The 23,595-nt window shown below is 64.8% G+C and carries 24 protein-coding genes and 3 tRNA genes; 12 read left to right on the top strand and 15 right to left on the bottom strand.

The window, feature by feature from the left end:
* Positions 1-124 precede the first annotated feature (124 nt).
* Positions 125-1,114, bottom strand: coding sequence for a hypothetical protein (locus GCN74_RS22975; RefSeq protein ID WP_152258813.1), 990 nt, complete (start codon positions 1,112-1,114; stop codon positions 125-127).
* Between the two features lie 157 nt (positions 1,115-1,271).
* Between GCN74_RS22975 and GCN74_RS22970 the strand changes: the two genes are divergently transcribed.
* The 4 genes from GCN74_RS22970 to GCN74_RS22955 all read left to right on the top strand — a co-directional run bounded on the left by GCN74_RS22970 (position 1,272) and on the right by GCN74_RS22955 (position 4,661).
* A complete protein-coding gene (locus tag GCN74_RS22970; protein ID WP_152258812.1) occupies positions 1,272-1,787 on the top strand; it encodes a GNAT family N-acetyltransferase in 516 nt (171 codons plus the stop codon).
* A complete protein-coding gene (locus GCN74_RS22965; protein WP_226939177.1) occupies positions 1,763-2,500 on the top strand; it encodes an aspartyl/asparaginyl beta-hydroxylase domain-containing protein in 738 nt (245 codons plus the stop codon). The genes GCN74_RS22970 and GCN74_RS22965 overlap by 25 nt, the downstream gene beginning before the upstream one ends.
* Complete coding sequence (locus GCN74_RS22960; RefSeq protein WP_152258811.1) at positions 2,497-3,531, top strand: hypothetical protein; 1,035 nt, start codon at positions 2,497-2,499, stop codon at positions 3,529-3,531. Before GCN74_RS22965 ends, GCN74_RS22960 begins: the two co-directional genes overlap by 4 nt.
* Before the next feature lie 161 nt (positions 3,532-3,692).
* Positions 3,693-4,661, top strand: coding sequence for an alpha/beta fold hydrolase (locus tag GCN74_RS22955; RefSeq protein WP_226939176.1), 969 nt, complete (start codon positions 3,693-3,695; stop codon positions 4,659-4,661).
* Positions 4,662-4,673: 12 nt separating this feature from the next.
* Here GCN74_RS22955 and GCN74_RS22950 read toward each other — a convergent pair whose 3' ends face one another.
* The 6 genes from GCN74_RS22950 to GCN74_RS22925 form a co-directional block, all read right to left on the bottom strand.
* Positions 4,674-5,435, bottom strand: a complete 762-nt coding sequence (locus tag GCN74_RS22950; RefSeq protein WP_193317208.1) for an alpha/beta hydrolase — start codon at positions 5,433-5,435, stop codon at positions 4,674-4,676.
* A gap of 202 nt (positions 5,436-5,637) precedes the next feature.
* Positions 5,638-5,713 (bottom strand) — tRNA-Asn (locus GCN74_RS22945).
* A gap of 92 nt (positions 5,714-5,805) precedes the next feature.
* A complete protein-coding gene (locus GCN74_RS22940) occupies positions 5,806-6,132 on the bottom strand; it encodes a Dabb family protein (protein ID WP_152258810.1) in 327 nt (108 codons plus the stop codon).
* 123 nt (positions 6,133-6,255) lie between these two features.
* Positions 6,256-6,331: transfer RNA gene (locus GCN74_RS22935), tRNA-Asn, on the bottom strand.
* A gap of 135 nt (positions 6,332-6,466) precedes the next feature.
* Positions 6,467-6,542 (bottom strand) — tRNA-Asn (locus GCN74_RS22930).
* 131 nt (positions 6,543-6,673) lie between these two features.
* Positions 6,674-7,888: an aromatic amino acid transaminase gene (locus GCN74_RS22925; RefSeq protein WP_193317207.1), complete on the bottom strand. Its 1,215-nt coding sequence runs from the start codon at positions 7,886-7,888 to the stop codon at positions 6,674-6,676.
* Between the two features lie 111 nt (positions 7,889-7,999).
* On the opposite strand from GCN74_RS22925, the gene uvrB reads away from it, so the two are divergent.
* Entirely contained in the window at positions 8,000-10,087 is a 2,088-nt protein-coding gene (gene uvrB, locus GCN74_RS22920) for an excinuclease ABC subunit UvrB (RefSeq protein WP_152258809.1), read from the top strand.
* Between the two features lie 35 nt (positions 10,088-10,122).
* Here the strand turns inward: uvrB and GCN74_RS22915 are convergent, their stop codons facing one another.
* Positions 10,123-10,524, bottom strand: a complete 402-nt coding sequence (locus GCN74_RS22915) for a DUF3224 domain-containing protein (protein WP_152258808.1) — start codon at positions 10,522-10,524, stop codon at positions 10,123-10,125.
* Between the two features lie 152 nt (positions 10,525-10,676).
* Here GCN74_RS22915 and GCN74_RS22910 point away from each other — a divergent pair, with 152 nt between their 5' ends.
* The 3 genes from GCN74_RS22910 to GCN74_RS22900 all read left to right on the top strand — a co-directional run bounded on the left by GCN74_RS22910 (position 10,677) and on the right by GCN74_RS22900 (position 12,670).
* Positions 10,677-11,528, top strand: a complete 852-nt coding sequence (locus tag GCN74_RS22910) for a helix-turn-helix domain-containing protein (protein ID WP_226939175.1) — start codon at positions 10,677-10,679, stop codon at positions 11,526-11,528.
* Between the two features lie 94 nt (positions 11,529-11,622).
* Positions 11,623-12,117: a MarR family transcriptional regulator gene (locus tag GCN74_RS22905; RefSeq protein WP_152258806.1), complete on the top strand. Its 495-nt coding sequence runs from the start codon at positions 11,623-11,625 to the stop codon at positions 12,115-12,117.
* 121 nt (positions 12,118-12,238) lie between these two features.
* Positions 12,239-12,670: a S41 family peptidase gene (locus GCN74_RS22900; RefSeq protein WP_152258805.1), complete on the top strand. Its 432-nt coding sequence runs from the start codon at positions 12,239-12,241 to the stop codon at positions 12,668-12,670.
* On the opposite strand, the gene denD is transcribed toward GCN74_RS22900, so the two are convergent.
* Genes denD through GCN74_RS22870 form a run of 6 tightly spaced genes read right to left on the bottom strand, consistent with a single transcriptional unit; the run spans position 12,667 to position 18,698 of the window.
* Entirely contained in the window at positions 12,667-13,641 is a 975-nt protein-coding gene (denD, locus tag GCN74_RS22895) for a D-erythronate dehydrogenase (RefSeq protein ID WP_152258804.1), read from the bottom strand. The genes GCN74_RS22900 and denD overlap by 4 nt on opposite strands.
* Before the next feature lie 11 nt (positions 13,642-13,652).
* Entirely contained in the window at positions 13,653-14,444 is a 792-nt protein-coding gene (otnI, locus tag GCN74_RS22890; protein ID WP_152258803.1) for a 2-oxo-tetronate isomerase, read from the bottom strand.
* Between the two features lie 18 nt (positions 14,445-14,462).
* Positions 14,463-15,134 carry a 3-oxo-tetronate 4-phosphate decarboxylase gene (gene otnC / locus GCN74_RS22885; protein ID WP_152258802.1) on the bottom strand — a complete coding sequence of 224 codons (672 nt, stop codon included), beginning with the start codon at positions 15,132-15,134 and terminating at the stop codon, positions 14,463-14,465.
* Complete coding sequence (gene otnK, locus GCN74_RS22880; RefSeq protein WP_193317206.1) at positions 15,131-16,432, bottom strand: 3-oxo-tetronate kinase; 1,302 nt, start codon at positions 16,430-16,432, stop codon at positions 15,131-15,133. Before otnK ends, otnC begins: the two co-directional genes overlap by 4 nt.
* Before the next feature lie 21 nt (positions 16,433-16,453).
* Positions 16,454-17,353, bottom strand: a complete 900-nt coding sequence (gene ltnD / locus GCN74_RS22875; RefSeq protein ID WP_152258800.1) for an L-threonate dehydrogenase — start codon at positions 17,351-17,353, stop codon at positions 16,454-16,456.
* A gap of 16 nt (positions 17,354-17,369) precedes the next feature.
* A complete protein-coding gene (locus tag GCN74_RS22870; protein ID WP_152258799.1) occupies positions 17,370-18,698 on the bottom strand; it encodes an MFS transporter in 1,329 nt (442 codons plus the stop codon).
* A 189-nt stretch (positions 18,699-18,887) separates the two neighbouring features.
* Here GCN74_RS22870 and GCN74_RS22865 point away from each other — a divergent pair, with 189 nt between their 5' ends.
* The gene (locus GCN74_RS22865; RefSeq protein WP_152258798.1) at positions 18,888-19,700 is read left to right on the top strand and encodes a FadR/GntR family transcriptional regulator; all 813 of its coding nucleotides are present in this window, start codon (positions 18,888-18,890) and stop codon (positions 19,698-19,700) included.
* A 10-nt stretch (positions 19,701-19,710) separates the two neighbouring features.
* Here GCN74_RS22865 and GCN74_RS22860 read toward each other — a convergent pair whose 3' ends face one another.
* Complete coding sequence (locus tag GCN74_RS22860; RefSeq protein ID WP_152258797.1) at positions 19,711-20,337, bottom strand: flavin reductase family protein; 627 nt, start codon at positions 20,335-20,337, stop codon at positions 19,711-19,713.
* Between the two features lie 183 nt (positions 20,338-20,520).
* Between GCN74_RS22860 and GCN74_RS22855 the strand changes: the two genes are divergently transcribed.
* The 3 genes from GCN74_RS22855 (at position 20,521) to GCN74_RS22845 (ending at position 23,532) form a co-directional block, all read left to right on the top strand.
* Positions 20,521-21,264 (top strand): hypothetical protein, encoded by a 744-nt coding sequence (locus GCN74_RS22855; protein ID WP_152258796.1) that lies wholly within the window; start codon positions 20,521-20,523, stop codon positions 21,262-21,264.
* Between the two features lie 304 nt (positions 21,265-21,568).
* A complete protein-coding gene (locus tag GCN74_RS22850; RefSeq protein WP_152258795.1) occupies positions 21,569-22,027 on the top strand; it encodes a hypothetical protein in 459 nt (152 codons plus the stop codon).
* Positions 22,028-22,098: 71 nt separating this feature from the next.
* Positions 22,099-23,532, top strand: coding sequence for a Dyp-type peroxidase (locus tag GCN74_RS22845; protein WP_152258794.1), 1,434 nt, complete (start codon positions 22,099-22,101; stop codon positions 23,530-23,532).
* The last annotated feature ends 63 nt before the right edge of the window (positions 23,533-23,595 follow it).

Genomic DNA, 23,595 nt, shown 5'->3' with positions numbered 1-23,595 from the left:
TATTGTTTTGTTGACTTGGATGGTTGCGTTAAATCGCATTTTGAGCAAATGCAATTCGTCTCGTCATTATCCTACATAAATAAATTGTTTGCCAATGTAGTATTGCTACCAGGAATCACCTTGCTTATTCCGACGTTGATTCCCCGCTTGCGCGCAGGCGAAATCCCAGTCCCGGCCGGCCGCCCAGGCGGTAATGGAAATCGAGCACGCTGCCGCCGGCCAGGGTGGGCTTGCCCGGCAGAGGCAGGGGCAGGTTCAGGCTGCACTCATGGTCGCCCAGGACGATGTCGCCATGCACGCGGATGCGCGTCAGCAGGCGCGGCGCCTGCTCCAGCACATCGGGCAGGCGGATGCTGGCGGCCGGCAAGCTGTCGCCCTCTTCGTCCTGCCAGGCGCGCATGGCGTCCGCATCGAGAGCAAACACGCGGCCCCAGTCCGTACACGGCTCGCCGGGGTTGCGCCGGTCCAGGCCCAGGTGGACCGTGACGGCCGCCGGCAGCAGCGCCGCCGACGGCGCTTGCGCGTGCAGGTTGCGCAGGATGGCCACCTGCGGCTCCTTGCCCAGCGCCGTATTCATGGTTTCGCTGACGACCACGTCCGGCATGGCGCCGGCAGGAATGCGGTAGGCGGCCGCGTCGGCGCAAATGTAGTCCGCCACGTGGCCCTCCAGGCCCAGGATTGCAATCAGTTCGCGCGCATAGGCCAGGGTCTCGGCGTGCACGTCGAGGATGGCAAACTGCACCTGGCTGGCACCGAGCACCGCCATCACCGGCAAGGCCAGCAAGGCAAACGGCCCGCAGCCCGCGTACAGCACGCGCACGGGCCGCCCGCAGTCCGGCCGCTGGCGCACGGCCAAGGCCAGGCCCTGGATGAAGGCGGCGCTGCGGTACGGTTCGCGCGCGCACATGCCCGCCTGCACGGGCGAGATGGCCCAGCCGCTGGGCAGGAAGCTTTCGCCGTCGCGCAAGCCTGCCTGCCCGTCCATGGACAGGCGCGAATGCCGCTCGACGAGCTGGCGCAGGCGCACCGTTTCGCCCACCAGGCTTGCCAGGGAACGCTGCGGATCGCACAGGGCGGCAGCGATGTCGGCCAGTTCCGCCTGTGCCGGCGTCATGCGCAGCCCCGCTGGGGGACGATGGTGCAGACAGGATGCATGTCGTTCTTTCTTGAAATGATTGCAAGCTTGCTTAAAAATTGGCAGCATAGCAAATAAGTAAATGCCTGTGGCCGTCGTTGGCATATCCACCAATCCACCATGAAGCGGAACATCGATGCACTCTCTGACCTTAGCCCTCCTTGACACGCTGCCCGCCCCCTATCGGCTGCGGCTGCAGCACGAGGAAGACGAGGCCTTCGCCGCCGCGCTGTACGGTGCCACGCGCGATGACCTGCGCCAGATGCCGGCCGAGCCCGCCTTTATCGAACAATTGATCGCCATGCAGCGGCGCATGCAGTCGCACGGCTACCGGCAGAGCTTTCCGCAAGCAGCCTATCTGGTGTTGCAACAAGACAACATCTCCATCGGCAGGCTCGTCATCGAGCGGCGCGACGCGGTGCTGCACCTGGTCGATATTGCCGTGCTGCCCGAGGCGCGGGGCCAGGGCGCGGCCAGCATCGTGCTGCGCGGCCTGCAGGCGCTGGCCGAGACGCAGCAACTGGCGATCCACCTGAGCGTCAACCGCAACAACGGGGGCGCGCGCAAGCTGTATCTGCGGCTGGGATTTCAAATACAGGGAGAAAACGAGGTGCAGGAGCATCTGGCGTGGAGCGCGACGCCATGCCGCTGATCAAGACACCCAGCACCTGGCTGCGCTTGCCCCTGGCATTCGACGTGGCGCGCATGCAGCACGACTGCGGCCAGTTCGGGGCAAACGACTGGATCAGCCACTTCAACACGGGCGCCTATGACAGCGGCTGGAGCTGCGTGCCGCTGCGCTCGCCCGGTGGCGACGCCGGCCACATCGTCCCCGTCGACGGCGCGCGCTACGCGGATACGCCGCAACTGGGGCGCTGCCCCTACCTGCGCGAGGTGCTCGCGCGTTTCGAGTGCGACACGCGGGCCGTGCGCCTGATGGCGCTCGAACCGGGCGCCGTCATCCGCGCGCACCGCGACGCGGGCACGGCGCTGGCCGACGGCTTGACGCGCATCCACATTCCCATCCACACGTCGCCGCAGGTACTGTTCAGCATCGATGGCGAGACCGTGCATTTTACGGCCGGACACGCCTGGTACATGGATGCCAGCTGCCTGCACGCCGTGCACAACCGGGGCATGACGCCGCGCATCCACCTCGTGCTTGACTGCATCACCAACGGCTGGCTGGCAGCGCTGTTCGCTGCCGCCGGTTTCGTGCCGAAAGCGCCGCCCAAGTACGGCGACGCCAACATCCATGACGGCAACGTGCATGCCATCATTGCGCAGCTGCGCGCCGCCCCGACGCCGGCCTCGCTGGCGCTGGCCAGCGAACTGGCGGCACTGGCCCCGGGAACGGCCCCATGACGGCCGTGTACGGTCTTACCCAGCAGGAACAATATCTGCTCAAGGGAGAAACGCTGGCATGGCATGCCGGCATGGCGATGCGCCACTGGTTTCCCGTGTCCGCGGAACGCGATGCACAGACGGGCAACGTCTCCATCTGCTGGCGCCACCTGGGGCAGCAGCGCTTCACGGACGCGTTCTTTGTCAACACCCTCCAGTGCCAGCAACCCGGCGAGCGCCGCGTCTGCCGCACACCCGCCTCGGCGCTGGCCAGCATCGGCGACAGCCTGGCGCCCGACGCCTTCATCTTTCACGTGTCGCGCTGCGGCTCGACCCTGCTGACGCAACTGCTGGCCTCGCTGCCGCAATGCATCGTCATGTCCGAGCCGCCCATCATCGACTCGCTGCTGCGCCTGCATTACGACAACGGCGACGCGGCCGCCAGCGTCTCCCTGCTGCGCCAGGCCATCCTGGCCCTGGGCCAGCGCCGCGCCGGCGAGGAAACGCAGTTTGTCATCAAGTTCGACTGCTGGCACATCCACAGCCTGGACCTGCTGCGGCAAGCCTTTCCTGGCACGCCCTGCCTGTTCCTGTACCGCGAGCCGCTGGCCGTGCTGACCTCGCACCAGCGCCAGCGCGGTCCGCAAATGGTGCCCGGCATGCTGCACCCGGCACAACTGCCACTGCCCGCACACCAGCTGGCGCCCGGCGACCTCGACGGCTACACGGGCCTGGTGCTGGCCAGCCTGTTCGACGCCGCCCTGCCCCATGCGGCCGCCGGCCAGCTGCAGTTGATGCACTACAGGCAATTGCCTGACGTCCTGTTCAGCGACTTGCTGCCCCGCCTCGGCATCGCTCCCGCGGCCGGACAGTTGCAAGCGATGCGCGCGCGCGGCGGTCTGCATGCGAAATACGGCACGGCCTTCCACGGCGATCCCCCGGCACCTGCGGCGGATGGCCTTGCAGCCATCGCCGCGCTGCTCCAGCCCGGCTATCAGGCCCTGGAAGCGCTGCGGCTGCGCATGGACCAGGACGACTGCCCCAGCCCATGACTTTTTATACGGCCAGCTATCTGGCGAGGAGGTTTTTCGACGTACCCGAGGAGACCATGCCGGGCGGATGAGCCTGGCATACCACTGCAACTGTTCCCATGCGGCGCGCAATGCGCCAGTGCAACCAACCTGAAACTGATCATCAGACCATGATAAAAAAAATGACATACGCAGTTTTCCTTGCCGCCCTGATTCCCTTCTACGGATGCCAGGCGCAAGCGATGCCGGAGGCGAAACCCGCTGCCACGGAACTCACCACCACCCTGACGCCCGAGATTGGCGGCATCAAGCAGGTTCTGGAAATCAAGACCGACGACGCGAACAAACCCGTCCTCCTGTTCCTGTCCGGCGGCCCGGGAAGCTCCATGATCAAGGGCGCGGATTCCTTTACCAATACCCTGAAAAACAGATTCACGCTGGTCCAGTGGGACCAGCGCGATGCCGGGAAAACATTGAAACTGAATCCGTCCCCCGTCCAGCCGTCCGTCGCGCAGATGGAGCAGGACACGTACCAAGTCATACAATTTCTGCGCAAGGAATTCAAGCAGGAAAAAATATACTTGCTGGGCAGCTCCTGGGGCAACGTCCTGGGCTTTTATATCGTCAGGAATCACCCGGAACTGCTGCATGCCTATTTCGCCTCCAATCCTGTCGTGAGCCAGCTGGAAAGCGAGAAAGAATTGCTGCAAGCCTTGAAAGTGCATTTCAAGGACAATGCCGTCGCCAGCCAGGAACTGGGCAGCATCAGCTTCCCGTTCACGAGTGACGAAAGCATGTTTTATTTACGGAAATGGCTTTTTTACAAGGACGGCAAAGAATTTGCCACGAGCCCCGCTTTCAAGACGGGCTTTCTTCAATGGTCACAAACCTGGTCGCCGGTGTGGAACGAGGTCATGAAGATAGACCTGCCCAAGACCTTGAAGAGCGTTGACTGCCCCGTATATTTCTTCGTGGGCAAGAACGATATCCAGACCTCGACCAGGATCACGCAAGAGTATTTCGAGACATTGAAGGCGCCAAAGAAGGGGCTGTTCTTGTTTGACCATTCCGGCCATCAAATTCACCAGGATGAACCTGCAAAGTTTCAGGAAGCCATCCTCAAGACCCTGGATACGGCGGCCAAATCCTGACACAACGCCCCGTCACCGGGCGCCCTGTTCGGCAGCAGGCAGGCTGGCCAGCGCACGGCCGGCCTCGTCGCCGGCAATGCCGGCAGCGGCCTGCCGGATCAGCGACGCCACCGCATGGGCTTGCGAAATGTAAATGGCATGGCTGCCGGCAACTTCGACCACCTTCGCGCCCGCGCGTGCGGACATCTCGCGCTGCATCGCCGGGGCAATCATCCTGTCTTCGGTGGCGACCAGATACCAGCTGGGCTTGCTCCTCCACGCTGGCGCACCGACCACGCCCGTCAAGGCAGCCATCCCCCAGGGCACTTGCGATGCCGCCATGAAACGGGCGTGGTCCCGGGGCACATCGGCGGCAAAGGCCGCCGCAAACTTGGTCTCGTCGAGCAACAGGAAGCCATCCCTTGGCGGCAAGATCGGCGGCACCGGTGCGCCGGGCGGGGCATGCTTCAGCAAGGAATCGACGGATTCGCCCTGATCCGGGACGAACGCCGCAATGTAGACCAGTGCCTTGACCTTGGGATCGTTGCCCGCCTGCGTGACCACGGCGCCGCCATACGAATGGCCGACCAGCAGCACGGGCCCGGGCGCCGCCGCGATGACCCGCTGCGTCGCGGCCACGTCATCGGCCAGCGACAGCGTTGGATTTTGCACAATGGCAACGTGACAGCCTTCGTCACGCAGTGCCCGGTATACCCCTTCCCAGCCCGAGCCATCGACAAAGCCGCCATGCACGAGCACAATCGTTGCCGACCCAGCATGTGTAATGTCATCCATGCCAGCCTCCCCAGGAAGTTGCATTGCGGGCCATGGCAAGCGTGCCCGCGCCCCAGTTCTTCCAGCTTAGTGCCGGACGCCTGGCGCGCCGTGCGATGGATCAAGAGTCGGCGCAGCAAAGGTAGCCGGCGCCAGTAAAACGGGAACCTGAAACGCAAAAAGCCCAACCGGTGAAGGCTGGGCTTTTTGCTGCTACGTATTCTGGCTCCCCGACCTGGACTCGAACCAGGGACCTGCGGATTAACAGTCCGTCGCTCTACCGACTGAGCTATCAGGGAAAAGAGGCCGCATTCTATAGGGTAAATTTTCCGATGTCCAGATTTCGCCCGAAAAATGTGTATTTTCCCGGCGTCACGATGCCGGCCAGCTTTCAGCCGGGATGTTCTTGCGGGTAGTAATCAAAGACCAGCACACGGCCCAGCCATGGCTTGAGCTGCTCGACAAAGGCCAGGTGGGCCGCATGGGTCAGGTACACGTCGCGCGCGGCAGCGTCATTGAAGGTCAGGGTGAAGCAATCGGTAAAGCCGTCGTCGAGACCTTCCGGACTGACGTTCGGCCCCCATTCAAATTGCTGCACGCCAGGAATCCGGTGTTTTAGCTGGGAAAACTCATAAACGAGTTCGGCATGCTTGGCAGGCGTGATGCTCCCAAGGAAGTCGCACAGGACGATGTGGCGCAAGGCAGAGGTACAAGTCATGGGAAGGGGCTCCTGAAGTGATGCCTTCAGGATAGCGCAAAACGCGCCGACGCACCGGCCGGCCCCGCTGGCGGCGCTGGAAAACAAAAAAGGCCATGTTTTTCAACATGGCCTTTCGAATTCTGGCTCCCCGACCTGGACTCGAACCAGGGACCTGCGGATTAACAGTCCGTCGCTCTACCGACTGAGCTATCAGGGAAAAGAGGCCGTATTATATAGGGCAACCGTAGCGATGTCCAGATTCCCCTAGGGAAATTCCAATCTTGCCGCCATGCTTGCGCCGGCGGCGCAAAAACAAAAAAGGCCACGTTTTTCAACGTGGCCTTTCGAATTCTGGCTCCCCGACCTGGACTCGAACCAGGGACCTGCGGATTAACAGTCCGTCGCTCTACCGACTGAGCTATCAGGGAAAAGAGGCAATATTATATGTCGCTTATTCCATATTTGCAAGACTCAAACTGCATCTCGCCAAATACGGCCATCACCGGCTTTCTACTGCCATCCGCGCCGCACTTGCATGCAGCGCCGAAGAAGCAAGATCTTAAAGCACTTTGGCGATCGCGTCAATAACGATGTCGATATTGCGCGAATTCAACGCTGCCACGCAGATACGGCCCGTGTCGACGGCGTAGATCGACTGCTCGCGCAAGGATGTCACCTGCTCCTTGGTGAGACCGGAGTACGAGAACATGCCGATCTGCTGGCGCACGAATTCGAAATCGTGGCCTGGCGCCTTGGCTTTCAGCTTTTCCACGAAGGCATTGCGCATTTCGCGGATGCGCACGCGCATGCCGGCCAGTTCCTCTTCCCACAGCTGGCGCAGTTCCGGCGTGGCCAGGACGGTCGCGACCACCTTGCCGCCATGCGTAGGCGGGTTCGAGTAGTTGGTGCGCACGACGCGCTTCAATTGCGACAGCAGGCGTGCCGCTTCATCGGCGCTGGCAGCGACGACGCTCAGGGCGCCCACGCGCTCGCCGTACAGCGAGAACGATTTCGAGAACGAGTTCGACACCAGCAGCGGGCCGCCCGCGTCGGCGAAGCGGCGCACCACGGCGCCGTCTTCGGCGATGCCGTTGGCAAAGCCTTGATACGCCATGTCCAGGAACGGCACCAGGCCGCGCGACGTCACCACGCTGATGATCTGGTCCCACTGGGCCACGCTCAGGTCGGCGCCCGTCGGGTTGTGGCAGCAGGCGTGCAGCACGACGATGGAGCCCGCCGGCATGGCGTTCAGGCTGGCCAGCATGCCGTCGAAGTTCACGCCATGGGTGGCGGCATCGTAGTAGGTGTAGTTATTCACGACGAAACCGGCGTTTTCGAACAGCGCGCGGTGGTTTTCCCAGCTTGGGTCGCTGATGTAGACCTGGGCACCCGGCGCAAAGCGCTGCAGGAAGTCGGCACCGATCTTCAACGCGCCCGTGCCGCCGATGGCTTGCACGGTCACGGCGCGGCGCTCTTGAATTACGGCGCTATCGGCGCCAAATACGAGTTCTTGCACGGCCTTGTCGTAGGCAGCGAGGCCTTCGATCGGCAGGTAGGTGCGTGGGGCCGCCTGTTCGATCAGGATGGCTTCTGCCTTGCGTACGCAAGCTAACAGAGGCACCTTGCCGTTGTCGTCATAATAGACGCCAACGCCCAGATTGATTTTGGCGGGATTCTGGTCCGCGTTAAATGCTTCGGTGATGCCCAGGATCGGGTCGCGTGGGGCCATCTCGATGGCGCTAAACAGACTGGCAGAAACAGTTGGGTTCGTCATGATAAGATTGGATTCGATTGGAAGCAGGTTCACAGCGGAGTTGTAGACAGCGCCCCGAATACAACGCCAGGGCCGCCAGCAGAGCACTATTCTAACAAAGGTCTGATTCACATGCCCGAATTATCTACCGCCAGCGAGGCGGAAAGCGCAATTATCTCTTTCCCGGACTCCCCCTTCAAGCTGCACCAGCCCTTCCCTCCGGCCGGTGACCAGCCCACGGCGATCGCCCAGTTATCGGAGGGGATTGCCGATGGCCTGGCCTTCCAGACCCTGCTGGGCGTGACCGGTTCGGGCAAGACCTACACCATGGCCAACGTCATCGCCCGCATGGGCCGGCCCGCCATCGTCTTCGCACCCAACAAGACCCTGGCGGCGCAGCTGTACAGCGAATTCCGCGACTTTTTCCCGCAGAACGCCGTCGAATACTTCGTCAGCTACTACGATTACTACCAGCCGGAAGCCTACGTGCCCCAGCGCGACCTGTTCATCGAGAAGGACTCGTCGATCAACGAGCATATCGAGCAGATGCGTTTGTCGTGCACCAAGTCGCTGATGGAACGGCGCGACGTCATCATCGTCGCCACCGTCTCGGCCATCTACGGTATCGGTAACCCCAACGAATACCACCAGATGATATTGACCCTGCGCGTCAAGGACCGGGTCGCCCAGCGCGACGTCATCGCGCGCCTGATCCAGATGCAATACACGCGCAACGAAGTCGATTTCGGCCGCGGCACCTTCCGCGTGCGCGGCGACACCATCGACATCTTCCCCGCCGAGCATGCGGAACTGGCCGTGCGTCTGGAAATGTTCGACGACGAGATCGAATCGATCCAGCTGTTCGACCCGCTGACGGGCAGAGTGCGGCAAAAGATCCCCCGCTTTACCGTGTATCCGGGGTCGCACTACGTGACGCCCCGCTCCACCGTGCTGCGCGCCGTCGAGACCATCAAGGACGAGCTGCGCGAACGCCTCGAGTTCTTCCGCAAGGAGAATAAACTGATCGAAGAGCAGCGGCTGGAACAGCGCACCCGCTTCGACCTGGAAATGATGGCGGAAATCGGTTTCACCAAGGGCATCGAGAACTATTCGCGCCATTTGAGCGGCGCGCTGCCGGGCGAACCGCCGCCCACCCTGGTCGACTACCTGCCGCCCGACGCATTGATGTTCCTCGACGAGTCGCACGTGCTGACGGGCCAGCTGAGCGCCATGTACAACGGCGACCGCTCGCGCAAGACCAACCTGGTCGACTACGGCTTCCGCCTGCCGTCGGCGCTGGACAACCGCCCCTTGAAGTTCGAGGAATTCGAACAGAAGATGCGCCAGACCGTGTTCGTCTCGGCCACCCCGGCCGAATACGAAAAGACCCATTCGGACCAGGTGGTCGAGCAGGTGGTGCGTCCCACGGGCCTGGTCGACCCGCAGATCATCGTGCGCCCGGCCAGCAGCCAGGTGGACGACCTGATGTCGGAAATCGTCGAACGCATCAAGAGGGACGAACGCGTGCTGGTGACCACCCTCACCAAGCGCATGTCGGAGCAATTGACGGAATACCTGGGAGACCATGGCATCAAGGTGCGCTACCTGCACAGCGATATCGAGACGGTGGAGCGCGTGGAAATCCTGCGCGACCTGCGCCTGGGCACCTTCGACGTGCTGGTGGGAATCAACCTGCTGCGCGAGGGCCTGGACTTGCCGGAAGTATCGCTGGTGGCCGTCCTCGACGCGGACAAGGAAGGTTTTTTGCGTTCCGAGCGCAGCCTGATCCAGACCATCGGCCGCGCCGCGCGCAACCTGAACGGCACGGCGATCCTGTACGGCGACCGCATCACCGATTCCATGCGCCGCGCCATCGACGAGACGGAACGCCGCCGCGCCAAGCAGATCGCCTTCAATACGGCCAACAACATCGTGCCGATCGGCGTGAAGAAATCGATCCGCGAAATGATCGACGGCGTCTACAGCCCGCAGGAAGCGCGCGAAACCCTGCAGGTGGCGCAGGAAGCGGCGAAGTTCGAATCCATGAGCGAAAAGCAGGTCAGCAAGGAAATCAAGCGCCTGGAAAAACTGATGGTCGAGCATGCCAAGAACCTGGAATTCGAAAAGGCGGCGCAGGTGCGCGACCAGCTGCACATCCTCAAGCAGCAGCTGTTCGGCGCGCCCGGCACGGACAACGTGGCGTCGATCCTGGGCAAATAAACCGCCAGGCGCACCAAGGCCGTGCCGGGGTCCGCCTACGGCTCCGGCAGCGAGTAATCGATGTCGTAGAAATGCTGGCCATCGACGATGCGGATGGCCAGCGTGCCGCTGATGCCCGTCAATTCGCCCGTGCCCGAATGCGGCACGATCACGATGGACAGCGCCTGCTGGCCATCGGCCATCGTGCCCGCATGCTGCGCCACGAAACTGCCCTCCCTGCCCTGCAGCGTGCCCGTGACGGCTTCCATGGCGACATAGCCGGCCGCGCCCCTGGTGTCGGTGACGGCATTGAGCATCTGGCCTGTGGCCGTGGCGAGCAGGTCGCCCGCATACACTTTCTCAAGCAGCACCCTTCCCAGCGAACTGCGCCCCGCGCGCTGCGGCGACGTGGCAGGCTTCATGGTGATGCTGAAACTTCCCGTGGCGTGCGCATGCATGCGATGATCTCCCCCTGCAGACGTAGCGGCGCCGGCTGGCGCCGCCGATAGACAAACTGCGGCCAGCGCCAGGCCCGGCAAACTGCATGATTTCATGATTCCCTTTCAAACGATGCGAGATGGCCAGCTTAAGGCTGCGCAGGAGACAGATATTGGATAAAGCCGACAGCACGCGCAATCTGCTCGCCGCGCGCGGACAGGCGCCGAAAGGCATCGTCGCCCCGCAAGCGGCGGCGCGCCGCCTGCGCCTGGCGACCTATCCGCCGGCTGCCGCGCTGGCGCCCTTCGTCGAGTATTTCTGGATAGTGGAATGGGACAGGCGGGGCTGCGCGCCCGAAACGCAGCGCGTGCTGCCCTACCCGAATGCCCACCTGGTGTTCGACGCCGGCCGCACGGCCATCCATGGCGTCGTGCGCGGCGCCTTCGACCGGCCCTTGAGCGGCGCGGGCAAGGTGCTGGGCGTGCGCTTCACGCCGGGCGGCCTGCGCCCCTTCATCAGCCAGCCCCTGTCATCGTTCACCGGCACGACCCTCGCCGCCGACGCCCTGCTGGGCATGCCGGCAGGGGAAGCCGAGGCGCGCGTGTTAGGCCAGTCCGGCGATCTGGCCATGGTGGCGCAGGCACAGGCGCTGCTGCTGGCCAAGCTGCCGCCGGCCGATGACGCTGCCCTGCTGGCCGCCCGCCTGACCGCCGCGGCAGCGGCCCGCCACGGCCCGGTCAATGTGGCGCAGCTATGCGACAGCATGGCCATCGGCGAACGCCGGCTGCAGCGCCTGTTCGCCAACTACGTGGGCGTGCCACCGAAATGGGTGATCCAGCGCTACCGCCTGCAGGAAGCGATCTGGCGCCTGGCGCAGCCCGATGCGCCCGACCTGGCCAGCCTGGCGCAGGAGCTGGGCTTTTTCGACCAGGCCCATTTCAGCCGCAGTTTTGCGGAACTGGTAGGCAGCACGCCGCTCGACTATCGGCGCTCGCAGGCGACCGCACCTGCCAAGGCGGCCTAGCCGGCCAGCGGGCGCACATCGGGCCAGAGCATCCGCCGGGACGCGCCCCGAGAAAATTCTTTACCGCTTATATAAGCGCTGATATTATTTCCTCATGAAAAAATCCTCGCTGGGCACGCAGCTACGCCATTTGATCGAATTGCTCGACGGCGCCGTCGGCGCCGCCTATGAAGAGGCGGGCCTGCACTACCGCCCCCGCTACACGCCCGTGATGCGCGTGCTGATGGCACAGGACGCGGCCAGCATCGGCGCCATCGCCGCCGCTGCCGGCATCACGCAGCCGGCCGCCACGCAGACGGTGGCGCTGATGATCAAGGAAGGCCTGGTCTTCGCCTCCGCCGGCCCCGAAGACGGGCGCCAGAAACTGATACAGCTGACGGAACAGGGACGCGCCATGCTGCCGGCCATCCAGCGCTGCTGGCAAGCCACGGCCGGCGCCGCCGCCAGCCTCGACGCCGACTTGCCGTATCCCCTGTCGCAGCTGCTGCAACAGGCGATCGCGGCGCTGGACAAGCAACCGTTCGGCGCGCGCATCCGCGATGCCGCCGTGCGCGCCGAAGACGGCACCGAAAGCCGCAAGACCAGATAATCCCGCCCCACGTTGCTTTACTCACCTTCACGGGAGTCACGATGCACGGTAAAACGATCATCCGCAGTCTGCGCAGCAGCATCCTGGCACTCCCCCTGGCGGGAACGACAATTACTACCGCATCGACGACCTCACCCAGCAAAACTGGAGCACCACCTTCGTCGCCGGCAAACCGTTTGGACAGCAGGAGCCGCTGTACATCCTGACCAGCAAGCGGACGTTTTCCGCGGCAGAAGACTTCAGCTACGCGATGAAAAACCTGAAGCGCGCCACCATCGTGGGCGAGAGCACGGGCGGCGGCGCCCATCCGGGCCGCGTCGTGCGGCTGGATGCGCATTTCGGCGCCTTCGTGCCGACCGGGCGTTCCATCGGCCCCATCACCCACACCAACTGGGAAGGCGTGGGCGTGGCGCCCGACGTGGCAGCGGCGGCCAGGGATGCCTTGCGCGTGGCGCAAGCGGCGCTGCTGAACGACCTGCTCAAGACGGCAAGCAGCGGGCAGCAAACGCAGCGCCTGAAGCAGCGCCTGGACGCCATCGGCAAGGAATCCTAGCCCGCCTTGACGTCGTCGATATACGCGCGAATGATGCTGGCGAAATCCGCATCGACCGTCAAGCCCAGCGCTGCGGCGCGGGCCGTGTCCCAGGCGCCGGGCCAGCTCTTGACGATGCGCTCGACGGCGGGATCGGGCGCGTAGCTGATGCGCTGCGCGGTTTCGCTGCCGGCCACTGCTTCGAGGGCGGCGATCATCTCGCCCACGCTCACACTCAAGCCAGGCAAGTTTACCGTGCGGCTGGCGCCGAAAGCCTCGCCCGCCAGTTCATGGCCGGCGATCAGCGAGGCGATGGCGCCGCGCGGCGACAGCAGCCACAGACGCAGGTCGGTCGATACCGGGCAGACGGCCGCCTCGCCATTCAATGGTTCGCGGATGATGCCGCTGGCGAAAGACGACGCCGCCTTGTTCGGTTTGCCGGGGCGCACGCTGATGGTGGGCAAGCGCAGCACGCGGCCATCGACAAAGCCGCGGCGGCTGTAATCGTTGAGCAGCAATTCGCCGATGGCCTTTTGCGCGCCGTACGACGACTGGGGATTCAAGGCCGTCGTATCGAGCACCACCTCGGGCAGCTTGCCGCCATACACGGCCACGGAACTGGTAAACACGACCTTCGGCTTGTGCCCCAGTTCGCGGCAGATATCGAGCAGCAGACGCGAGGCGTCGAGGTTGATGCGCATGCCCAGCTCGAAATCGGCTTCGGCCTGGCCGCTGACGATGGCGGCCAGGTGGAAGATCGACGTCGTCTGCGCATCGACGGTGGCGCGCATCAGCGCGCCGTCGGCGATGTCGCCCGTGACCACTTTCACGCGCGCATCGCCGAAGTCATGCGCGGCCACCACGTCGACCAGTACCAGCTCGCTGATGGTCTGCAGCTGGCCGCCGCTGTCCGTCAGCCGGCCTTGCGCCAGCAGCTGGCGCGCCAGGCGCTGTCCCAGGAAACCGGCGCCGCCGGTGATCAATACTTTCATGTGCTGTCTCCTTATTTGTTCGAATGATTCAAGTAGGGCGCGAGCCAGCCGAGGCCATCCCCGGTGCGCCCGCGCGGACGGTATTCGCAGCCGATCCAGCCCTCGTAGCCCAGGTCGTCGAGCAGGCTGAATAAATAGGGGTAATTGACTTCGCCGTCGTCCGGCTCGTTGCGCGCCGGGACGCTGGCGATCTGCACATGCCCGATGCCGCCGAAGTTGTTCCTGAACGTCATGGCGATATCGCCCTCGACGATCTGCGTGTGGTAAAAATCCATCTGCACCTTGACGTTGGGCGCACCCGAGTCCAGGCGCAGCGCGTGGCCCTGCGCCTGCGTGACGAGGAAATAGCCTGGCATGTCGCGCCCGTTGATCGGCTCGATCAGCAGTTCGATGCCATGCTCGCCCACGGCCTTGGCCGCGTATTGCAGGTTCGCCAGGTAGGTGGCGCGGTGCAGCGCCAGGTCGGCGCCTTGCGGCAGCAAGCCCGCCATCATGTGCACGCGCGGGGTGCCCAGCGCCAGCGCATACTCGATGGCGCGCGCCACGCCCGCGCGGAACTCTTCTTCGCGGCCCGGCAGCGAGGCGATGCCCCGCTCGCCGGCCGCCCAGTCGCCCGGCGGCAGGTTGAACAGCACATTCGTCAAACCGTGCTCGCGCAGCCAGCCGGCCACTTCCTGCGGCGCGTGGTCGTACGGAAACAGGAATTCGACGCCCTGGAAACCCGCTTGCGCGGCGGCGGCAAAGCGCTGCGGGAAAGGTACTTCGTTGAACATCATGGTCAGATTGGCGGCAAAGCGGGGCATGCGTATCTCCTGGATTTCTTATATGTCGAGTTTGAAGGTGTGTTTCAGGTCCGCGATCTGCGCCGCATCGAGCGGCCGCGTGGGCACGTCGCGCAGCAGCAGGAACAGCTTGGCCGTCTCTTCCAGTTCCTCGGCCGCATACACGGCCGCTTCCAGGCTGCTGCCCGACACCACGGGACCGTGGTTGGCCAGCAGCACGGCCGAATGCTTGCGCGCCATGGCGCCGATGGCGCCCGCCAGCGCCGGGTCGCCCGGGCGGTGATACGGAACCAGGGGCAGGCGCCCCACCTTCATCACGAAGTAGGGCGTCAGCGGCGGGAGGCAGTCGTCATGGTTCAAGCCGCACATGCAGGACACGGCCGCCGAATGCGTCGAGTGCAGATGCACGATGGCGCCGGCGCTGCCGCGCTCTGCATACATGGCGCGGTGCAAAAACGCTTCCTTCGACGGCGGCGCGCCGCTGATCAAGTTGCCGTCCCAGTCCAGCTTGGACAAGTGCGCGGGGTCCAGCCGCCCCAGGCTGGCATTCGTGGGCGTCAGCAGCCAGCCGTCGGACAGGCGCACGCTGAGGTTGCCGCTGCTGCCCGCCGTCAGCCCCCGTTCAAACAGGGACTTGCCGAAGTCGGCGATCTGCTCGCGCTGGCGCATCTCTTCGGGCGCGGCGTGGATGGCGGGGGTGGCGGCACTCATGCCAGCACCTGCCAGGCCTTGCTGAAGAAATCAACCGTGCCGAAATTGCCGGACTTGAGCGCCAGCGCCAATGGCGCCACGCCATCGTCGCCCAACGCGGGCAAGGCTTGCGTCCAGGGCACGCCGGGGTCGATCTCGGGGCCGATGCGCAAGCCCGCCACGCCCAGCGCTTTCACCACCGCGCCCGAGGTTTCGCCGCCAGCGACGATCAGCTGGCCCACGCCCAGGCGCACGAGGCCCTGCGCGATGGCGGCCAGGGTTTCCTCGACGAGGGCGCCGGCCCGTTCCACGCCCAGTTGCGCCTGCACGGCGCGCACGGCGTCCGGCGTGGCCGTGGCATAGACCAGCACGGGGCCTCGCGCCAGGTGCGCGCCCGCCCATTCCAGCGCCTGCTCCACCACGGCATCCACCACCTCGCCGCCAGCGGCCAGCTGCAGGGGATCGACATGGAATGCCGGCGCGTGCTCGCGCAGGTGCGCCACCTGCTGCTGCGTGGCCACCGAGCAGCTGCCCGAGATCACGGCGCGGAAACCCGATGCCGGCGGCAAGCGTCCCGCCTGGCCCGCATGCGACGGCGACAACTGCCCCCGCTGGCGGAAATTCTGCGGCAGTCCCAGCGCGATGCCGGAGCCGCCCGTGATCAGTTTCAAGTCCGCGCAGGCGGCGCCGATGGCTTCCAGGTCGCGGTTCGACACGGCATCGACGACGGCGAAATGGCAGCCCTGCCCGCGCAGCTCCGTGAAGCGCTGGGCGATGGCGGCCGCGCCCCTCTCCACCACGCCGTAGTCGGCCAGGCCCACCTTGGCCTGCACCTGCTGCTGCAGCACGCGCAGCAGGTTCGAATCCGTCATTGGCGTCAACGGGTGGTCGCGCATGCCGGATTCGGCCAGCGGCACGTCGCCGACGAACAGGTTGCCCTTGTAGATGGTGCGGCCATTGGCGGGGAACGCGGGACAGGCGATCGTGAAGTCCGTGTCGAGCGCCCGCATCAGCGCCTCGGCCACGGGGCCGATATTGCCGCGCGGCGTGGAGTCGAACGTGGAGCAGTATTTGAAGTAGAACTGGCGGCAGCCGGCTTGCTGCAGCCAGGCCAGCGCGGCCAGCGATTCGGTCACCGCATCGTCCGGCGCCGTCGTGCGCGACTTGAGCGCGATGACGACGGCATCGACGTCGGCCGGCGGCGGCCCTTGCGGCACGCCGATCAGCTGCACCGTGCGCATGCCGGCCTTGACCAGCATGCCGGCCAGGTCGGTGCCACCCGTGAAATCGTCGGCGATACATCCCAGTAGTACGGTCATGATTGTTCCTTCCTGATTCAGTTACGCTTTCGCCGGCAAATCGATGCCCGGGAAAGTCTTGATGACTGCCGCATCGTCCTCGCCGCCAAAACCGGCGGCCGACGCCTGCATGAACATCTGGTGCGCCGTGGCCGACAACGGCAATGGGAACACGCTTTTTTTCGCGTAATCGAGCACGATGCCGAGGTCTTTCACAAAAATATTCACGGCCGACAGCGGCGTGTAGTCGCCCTTCAGGATATGCGGCACGCGGTTCTGGAACATCCAGGAACTGCCGGCGCTGTTCGAAATCACTTCGTACAGGGCGTCCGGATCGCAGCCGGCGCGCAAGCCCAGTGCCATCGCTTCGGCGGCGGCGGCGATGTGCACGCCGGCCAGCAGCTGGTTGATCATCTTGACTTTCGAGCCCTGCCCCGGCTGCTCGCCCAGGCGGTACAGCCGGGCGCAGATGGCATCGAAAATGCCGGCGCAGGCATCGAACGCATCGGGCGCGCCGGCCGCCATCACGGACATCTCGCCGGCAGCCGCCTTGGCCGCGCCGCCGGAAATGGGCGCGTCGATGAAACGCAGTCCCATGGCCGCCAGGCGCGTACCCAGCGCTTCGGCAAATTCCGGCGCCACGGTGGCGCAGGCGATCACCACGCTGCCCGGCGCCAGCGCGCCGGCCGCGCCGTGCTCGCCAAACAGCACGGTCTCCGTCTGCTGCGCATTGACGACAACGATCAGCAAGGCTTGCACCTGCGCCGCCAGCGCGGCAGGCGAGGACGCCGCATGGGCGCCCGACTCCACCAGCTTTTGCACGGTGTCGGGGCGCACGTCGCAGGCATGCACTGCGAAGCCCGCGCGCAGCAACGACTGCGCGATGCCCATGCCCATGGCGCCCAGGCCGATCACGCCCACTTTTTCAATTGCTGTACTCATCGTTTGCTCCAGATATTTATTTGTTCACCAGCTTGGCCGGCACGCGCATGATGATGGCCGCACCGACCACCAGGATGGCTGCCAGCAGGTAGATGGCGATGTCGGTCGACTGCGTCAGGTCCTTGATGGAACCGATCATGTATGGCGCCGCGAAGCCGGCCAGGTTGCCCACCGAATTGATGGCGGCGATGCCGGCGGCGGCCGAGACGCCGCCGAGGAAGGCCGTCGGCAGGCTCCAGAACATGGGCGAGGCAGCCAGGATGCCGCCGGCGGCAATCGTCAGGAAGAAGATGGCCCAGCCCGTGTTGTGGGCGCCGGCCAGCGCGCTGCAGACGATGGCGGCAGCGCCCACCACCAGCGGGATGGCCATGTGCCAGCGCCGTTCGCGGTACTTGTCCGAGCTGCGGCCCAGCAGGATCATGGACGCCACGGCCACCGAATACGGAATCGCCGTGAACAGGCCGATATTGAGCACGCCCATCACGCCGGCCGCCTTGATCAGGCTGGGCAGCCAGAAGGTCAGCGAATACTGGCCCATCACGCAGCAGAAATAAATCAGGGCCATGACCCAGATGCGCGGGTCGGCAAACATGGCGCGGATCGACGGGTGCGATACCTTGCCCTGCGCTTCCGTGGCGATGCGCTGCTCGAGGATGACTTTTTCGTCTTCCGTCAGCCACTTCGCGGCGCGGATGCTGTTGTCGAGGTAGAGCAGCACGGCCACGCCCATCAGCGCGGCGGGAATCGCCTCGAGCACGAACATCCACTGCCAGCCCGCATAGCCGTGCCAGCCGGCAAAGGTTTCCATGATCCAGCCCGACAGCGGCCCGCCGATCAGGCCCGCCACGGGAATGGCGGCCATGAAGGTGCACACCATGCGCGCGCGGCGCTCGGACGGATACCAGTAGGTCAGATACAGGATGATGCCGGGGAAGAAGCCCGCCTCGGCGATGCCGAGCAGGAAGCGCATGATGTAGAACTGCGTCGGCGTGGTGACGAACATGAAGGCGCCCGAAATGATGGCCCAGGTGATCATGATGCGGGCGATCCACACGCGCGCGCCGATCTTGTGCAGCATGACGTTGCTGGGCACTTCGAACAGGAAGTAGCCAAGGAAGAACACGCCCGCGCCCAGGCCGTACACGGTTTCGGAAAACTGCAGGTCGGCCAGCATCTGCAGCTTGGCGAAACCCACGTTGACGCGGTCCAGGTAGGCGACGATGTAGCACAGCATGAGGAAGGGGATGATGCGCCAGGTCACCTTGCGGTAGACGGCGTCGTCGATGGTTTTCTGGCTTGCGGCGGCGCCGGCCGGCTGGCCCGGCATTGTCTGTGACACTTCCATGCTTGTCTCCTGATCGCGGGGGGATCGACCGTGCCGGGTTTTTATGGTCCACCGGAGGTGGCTGGCAACTTGTCTAAAATTTGTATGGATGTATATTATGTGTGTGTTTTATGTGTGTCAAGCTGTATATTCCATATAATGCCAAGCAGGCAAGCCCAATTGAGAACCGTTAGCACAAGGATGCACCCGATGGACCGCACGTTCAGCTTTACCCTTCCCGCGCCGGAGCCCGCCGCGGGCAGCTTCACCACCGGCACCCTGGGCGCGCGGGTGGCGGCGCGGCTGCGCCAGCAAATCCACAACGATGGCCTGGCCGGCGGCACGCGCCTGCCATCGGAGCAGGCGATGGCCACGCACTTCGGCGTCAGCCGCACGGTGCTGCGCGAAGCCATCGCCGTGCTGCAGGCGGACGGCATCGTCGCCACGCGCAAGGGCAGCGGCACGTTCGTGTGCGCGCAGGATGGCGCGAAGACGGGCGAACGGGGCGATGAGCTGACGGAGCAATCGGTGCAATCGCTGCTGAACCTGATCGAAGTGCGGCAAGGCCTGGAAGCGGAGATCGCCGCGCTGGCGGCCGTGCGGCGCACGCCGGGCCAGCTGGCCGACATCGAACACGCGCTGCGGCGCATCGAGGAAGCGGTGGCGGCCGGCGTCGATGGCGTGGAAGAAGACGTGCGCCTGCACCTGTGCATCGCCGAGGCGACGGGCAACCCCTACTGGCCGAAATTCGTCGCCATGTTCGCCGACCCGATCCGCTCGGCCGTCAAGGTGACGCGCGCGAATGAAGCGCGGCGCACGGACTTTTCCATCGAAGTGCGGCGCGAACATGAAAAGATCGTGCAAGCCATCGCCGCCGGCGACCCGCAGCAGGCGCGCCAGGCGGCCATGGAACACATGCAGCACGCGGCCGAGCGCGTGCGCCTGGCCGACCGCGAATTCTGGCGCGGCGACGGCGGCGCGCTGGCGCGCACCCTGGGGCGCGATCCCATCATGCAGAAATAGCCTGCCCCGTTCAGGGATAGCTGGGCCGGCGCATCCGGAACAGGCTCTCCGGACCGATCTCAAAATAATCGGCCGGTCCGCCGCCGCGCAGTATCGGCGCAGCGGACGCCGTGTCGTACACGCCATCCCTGAGCAGATGGCGCGCGATATGCACGCCCACCACTTCGCCCAGCACCAGCCAGCTGCCGACGCCCTCGCCATTCAATCCCTGCAGCTCGATGATCTGCGTGCGCCGGCATTCGAAGGACACGGGGCTTTCGGCCACGCGCGGCACCGCGACGATGCGCGAGGCGAGCGGGGTCAGGCCGGCCAGCGCGAATTCGTCGGCCTCGGGCGGCGCTGGCGCGCAGCTGGCGTTCATGGCATCGGCCAGCGGACGCGTGGCCAAATTCCACACGAATTCGCCGTTCTCTTCGATATTGCGCAAGGTGTCCTTGCGGCCGATGCTGGAAAAACCGATCAGCGGCGGCGTGTAATTGAAGGCATTGAAAAAACTGTAGGGCGCCAGATTGAGCACGCCCGCGCTGCTGCGCGTGGCGATCCAGCCGATCGGGCGCGGCCCGACAATCGCGTTGAAGGGATCGTGCGGCAGGCCGTGGCCCTGCGCAGGTTCATAAAAATGCATTTCATCGGCCATGCGTCTTCCTGTCATAGCGGCGCCCACGCCAGCGCGCCCGGAGCGACAGCTTAACAAAATCATCGCGCGGGCGCGCTTTCCGGTACTCCCGGTAGCGCAATCTGCGTTCTGCGCGAAAGCTGTTTACAGCGCCGTTGCAAATTTGCATACTGGTACACCTTCATCACGGGGACCGTGGAACAGATGAGCATTGACCTTGCGCGGCAGGACCATGATTTTGCTATCGGCCGGCGTCCCCAGGGCCGCTATATCGCCGCAATCGGCTTGCTGCACCTGGCGCTGTTCTGGGCGGCCACGCGGCCGGTCCACATGGGAAGCGGGCACGACGACCGGGTCTGGCTGCAACTGATGCCGCCATTGCCACCATTGCCGCCAGCAAGAGGGGTCCCCATCGAACCCGCTCCACCGCCTGCGCGCCTGCCTCCCCAACCTTCCTTGCCTGCCCGCCCCGCCGGTGCGGCGGTCGCGCCAGCACCGAAGGACGCCGCCATCCCCACGCCGCCGGCATTGATGCCGGAGCGACCGCACGACGATGCCCTGTCGGCCGAGGCGGCGCCAGCGGCGTCGAAGGCCGGCACCCTCCCCCTGGCGCAGCAGGCCCTGCAGGCAGCCGGCGCCATCGACCGCCAGCTGCGCGCCGAGCATCCGCAGGAGTTCACGGCGCCGCCCGAGACGGCGCAGACGCGCCTGGCGAAAGGCTTCGCGGAAGCGCATGCGGCGGTCAAGCCGAAGTGGTTCGAAGCGGCCCGTATCGAGCTGTTCAGCGCACCAAACGACCCCAAGCGCATCTACCGCGTCATCACGGCGGCCGGCGAATACTGCATCTATTTACCGGACAAAGGCAACATGTCGCTGAACCTCAGCGCGCGCTCCGGCTACGCCGGTTTTGGCGAAGGGACTGCGGCGCCTTGTCCCATCCGGTTTTAAGCAGGGCAGGTGGTGCGCAGGCGCCGCTTACAGCATCCCCTCATACCGCAATAAAAGCACCAGAACCTGACGCTGCCGGCGGCACCCCTTGCGCTTCCTGAAACAGGCGGCGGCGGCCTGGCAGCAGAGCGTCCGCTGGTACGAGCCAGCCTCAGCAACTATTCACATGAGACCGCATTTCACATGAATTACCATGCTGCAATGGTGCGAATTTAGCAACAAGCGCGAAAATATAGTTTTTGACGCAGTGGGCGCCGCGGCGTAGTGTCGGTCCTCCCGACAACCACGTAATGAGGAGTCTGCCATGGCAAATCCACTGTGCTTAATGATGCCGGTACTACCCGGCACCGATCCGACCCACATCGCCGCCGCATTGCAGGAGTACCAAAAGCAGATCAATGCGGCCCTCACCAGTATCGGTACCGTGCACTTTGCCCGCTTCACCCTGTTTGACCGCGCCCAGGCCAATCTGCTGCCCAACGTTAAATCGACAGGTCCCTCGGACACCCTCGTCATCGGCGTGATCACCGAGTATGACGGCGACTTCAACGACTACATCGAGGATTTTGTGGCCAAGCTGGGTCCCGTATTCGACGCGCTGCTGCAGTTTGTCGAGGGCGGCAAGCCGCTGATTCCCGTGGCCAACCACGTGGCCGCATTTGAAGCGTTCATCAGCGCCAACGACGCCGCGCAGCACGTGCCCAATACCGGCATGTATAGCGCGTATACGCAAACAGTCCAGAAAATCCTCGCTTCAGTCTGAGCCGCACGCCACGCCGGGGCCGCGCAGGCGCGCCCCGCCACCTTGCCAGCCCCAGCCCCCGGAGAGACAGCATGGCCGATTCCAGCATCGATTACGACGACGTGCAAGGCACGATCCTGCGCGGCTACCGCGTCAACCTGGCGCGCCACTTCATCCTGAGCATTACGGATGCGGCGCAGGCACGGCGCACCATCGCGGCCCTGCTCGACGGCAGCGACGGACTGCCATCGATTACCACCGCGCGCCATATCCATCCCAAGCCGCCCTGCTTCCTGAACCTCAGCTTTACCGCTCCGGGCCTGGCGGCGCTGGGCGTCGCCGCGGCCGACCTGGCCACCTTCGACCAGGCATTTCAACGGGGCGCGGCCGATCCGGCCAGCGTCGCGGCCGTGGGCGACGTGGACGGCAGCGCCCCCGAACATTGGCTCGGCAATCTGGGGCCGGCTACCCAGCGTGGCCAGGTGCATGCGCTGCTGAGCCTGTGGGTCAGCGAATCGACGGAAGTGCTGCAGCAGACATCGGCCACGCTGCGGCGCGCCTTTGCCGGCGGCTGGCACGAACTGTATGCGCACGACGGCGTGGCCCTGCCAGGCAACCGCGTGCATTTCGGCTACCGCGACAACATCGCCCAGCCGGACGTCGACGGCGCGCCGCCCCGCAAGCACGAGCCCGAATATGATCCCGACCCGCTCAACAGCGTCAAGGCGGGGGAATTCCTGCTCGGCTATCCGAATGAAAACGGCGGCATCTACCAGGTCCAGCCGCCGCAGCTGTCCACCAACGGCAGCTATGCCGCCTTCCGCATCCTGGAACAGGACGTGCCCCTGTTCGACACCATCCTGAGCCAGGCCGCGGCCAGTTCCGGGCTCAGCACCGAAATGGTGGCGGCCAAGATGTGCGGGCGCTGGCGCAACGGCAATCCGCTGGTGCTCAGTCCGGACGAGGCCGGCCCCGTGCTGCCGGACGCCAGCCTGAACCATTTTCACTATGTCGATAGCCAGCCGGCACTGGACGACACGCTGGGCCTGAAATGCCCGGTCGGCTCGCATATCCGGCGCAACAATCCGCGCGACGAAGGCGTCGTGGGAACCTCCGCCCGCAACCACCGCATCGTGCGGCGCGCCATGCCCTACGGCAGCGAATACGATCCGGCCGCGCCCGTCGCGGAGCAACGGGGCCTGGTCGGCTATTTCATCAATGCCAACCTGCGCAACCAGTTCGAGTTTCTGATGAAGCAATGGAACGATGACGATGCCTTCGTCAAGTCGGCCGTCGGCCCGGAAGGTCCCGAGGCGGGCAATGCCACGTTCAACATCAGCGGCCAGGACGTGTTTTTGGGCATCAACGATCCCGCCGTCAGTTCCTTCACCTTGCCCGGCGTGGGCGCCAAGGGCAGCGGCAACAAGACACTGCAGCACTTTTCGCGCAGCGTCATCACGCGTGGCGGCGTGTATTGCTTCTTCCCCAGCATCACGGGATTGCGCTACCTGGCGAACCTGGGCTAAGCGCCACGACGGATGCAAGCGGCAACGGCAGGCGCACGAAAGGCCCGGACCGCTTGCATTGCT

The organism is Janthinobacterium sp. FT14W, assembly GCF_009208755.1.
Lineage (GTDB): Bacteria > Pseudomonadota > Gammaproteobacteria > Burkholderiales > Burkholderiaceae_D > Janthinobacterium > Janthinobacterium violaceinigrum.
Note: the sequence above shows the minus strand (reverse complement) of the source record. Positions and strands in the feature narration are given on the sequence as shown.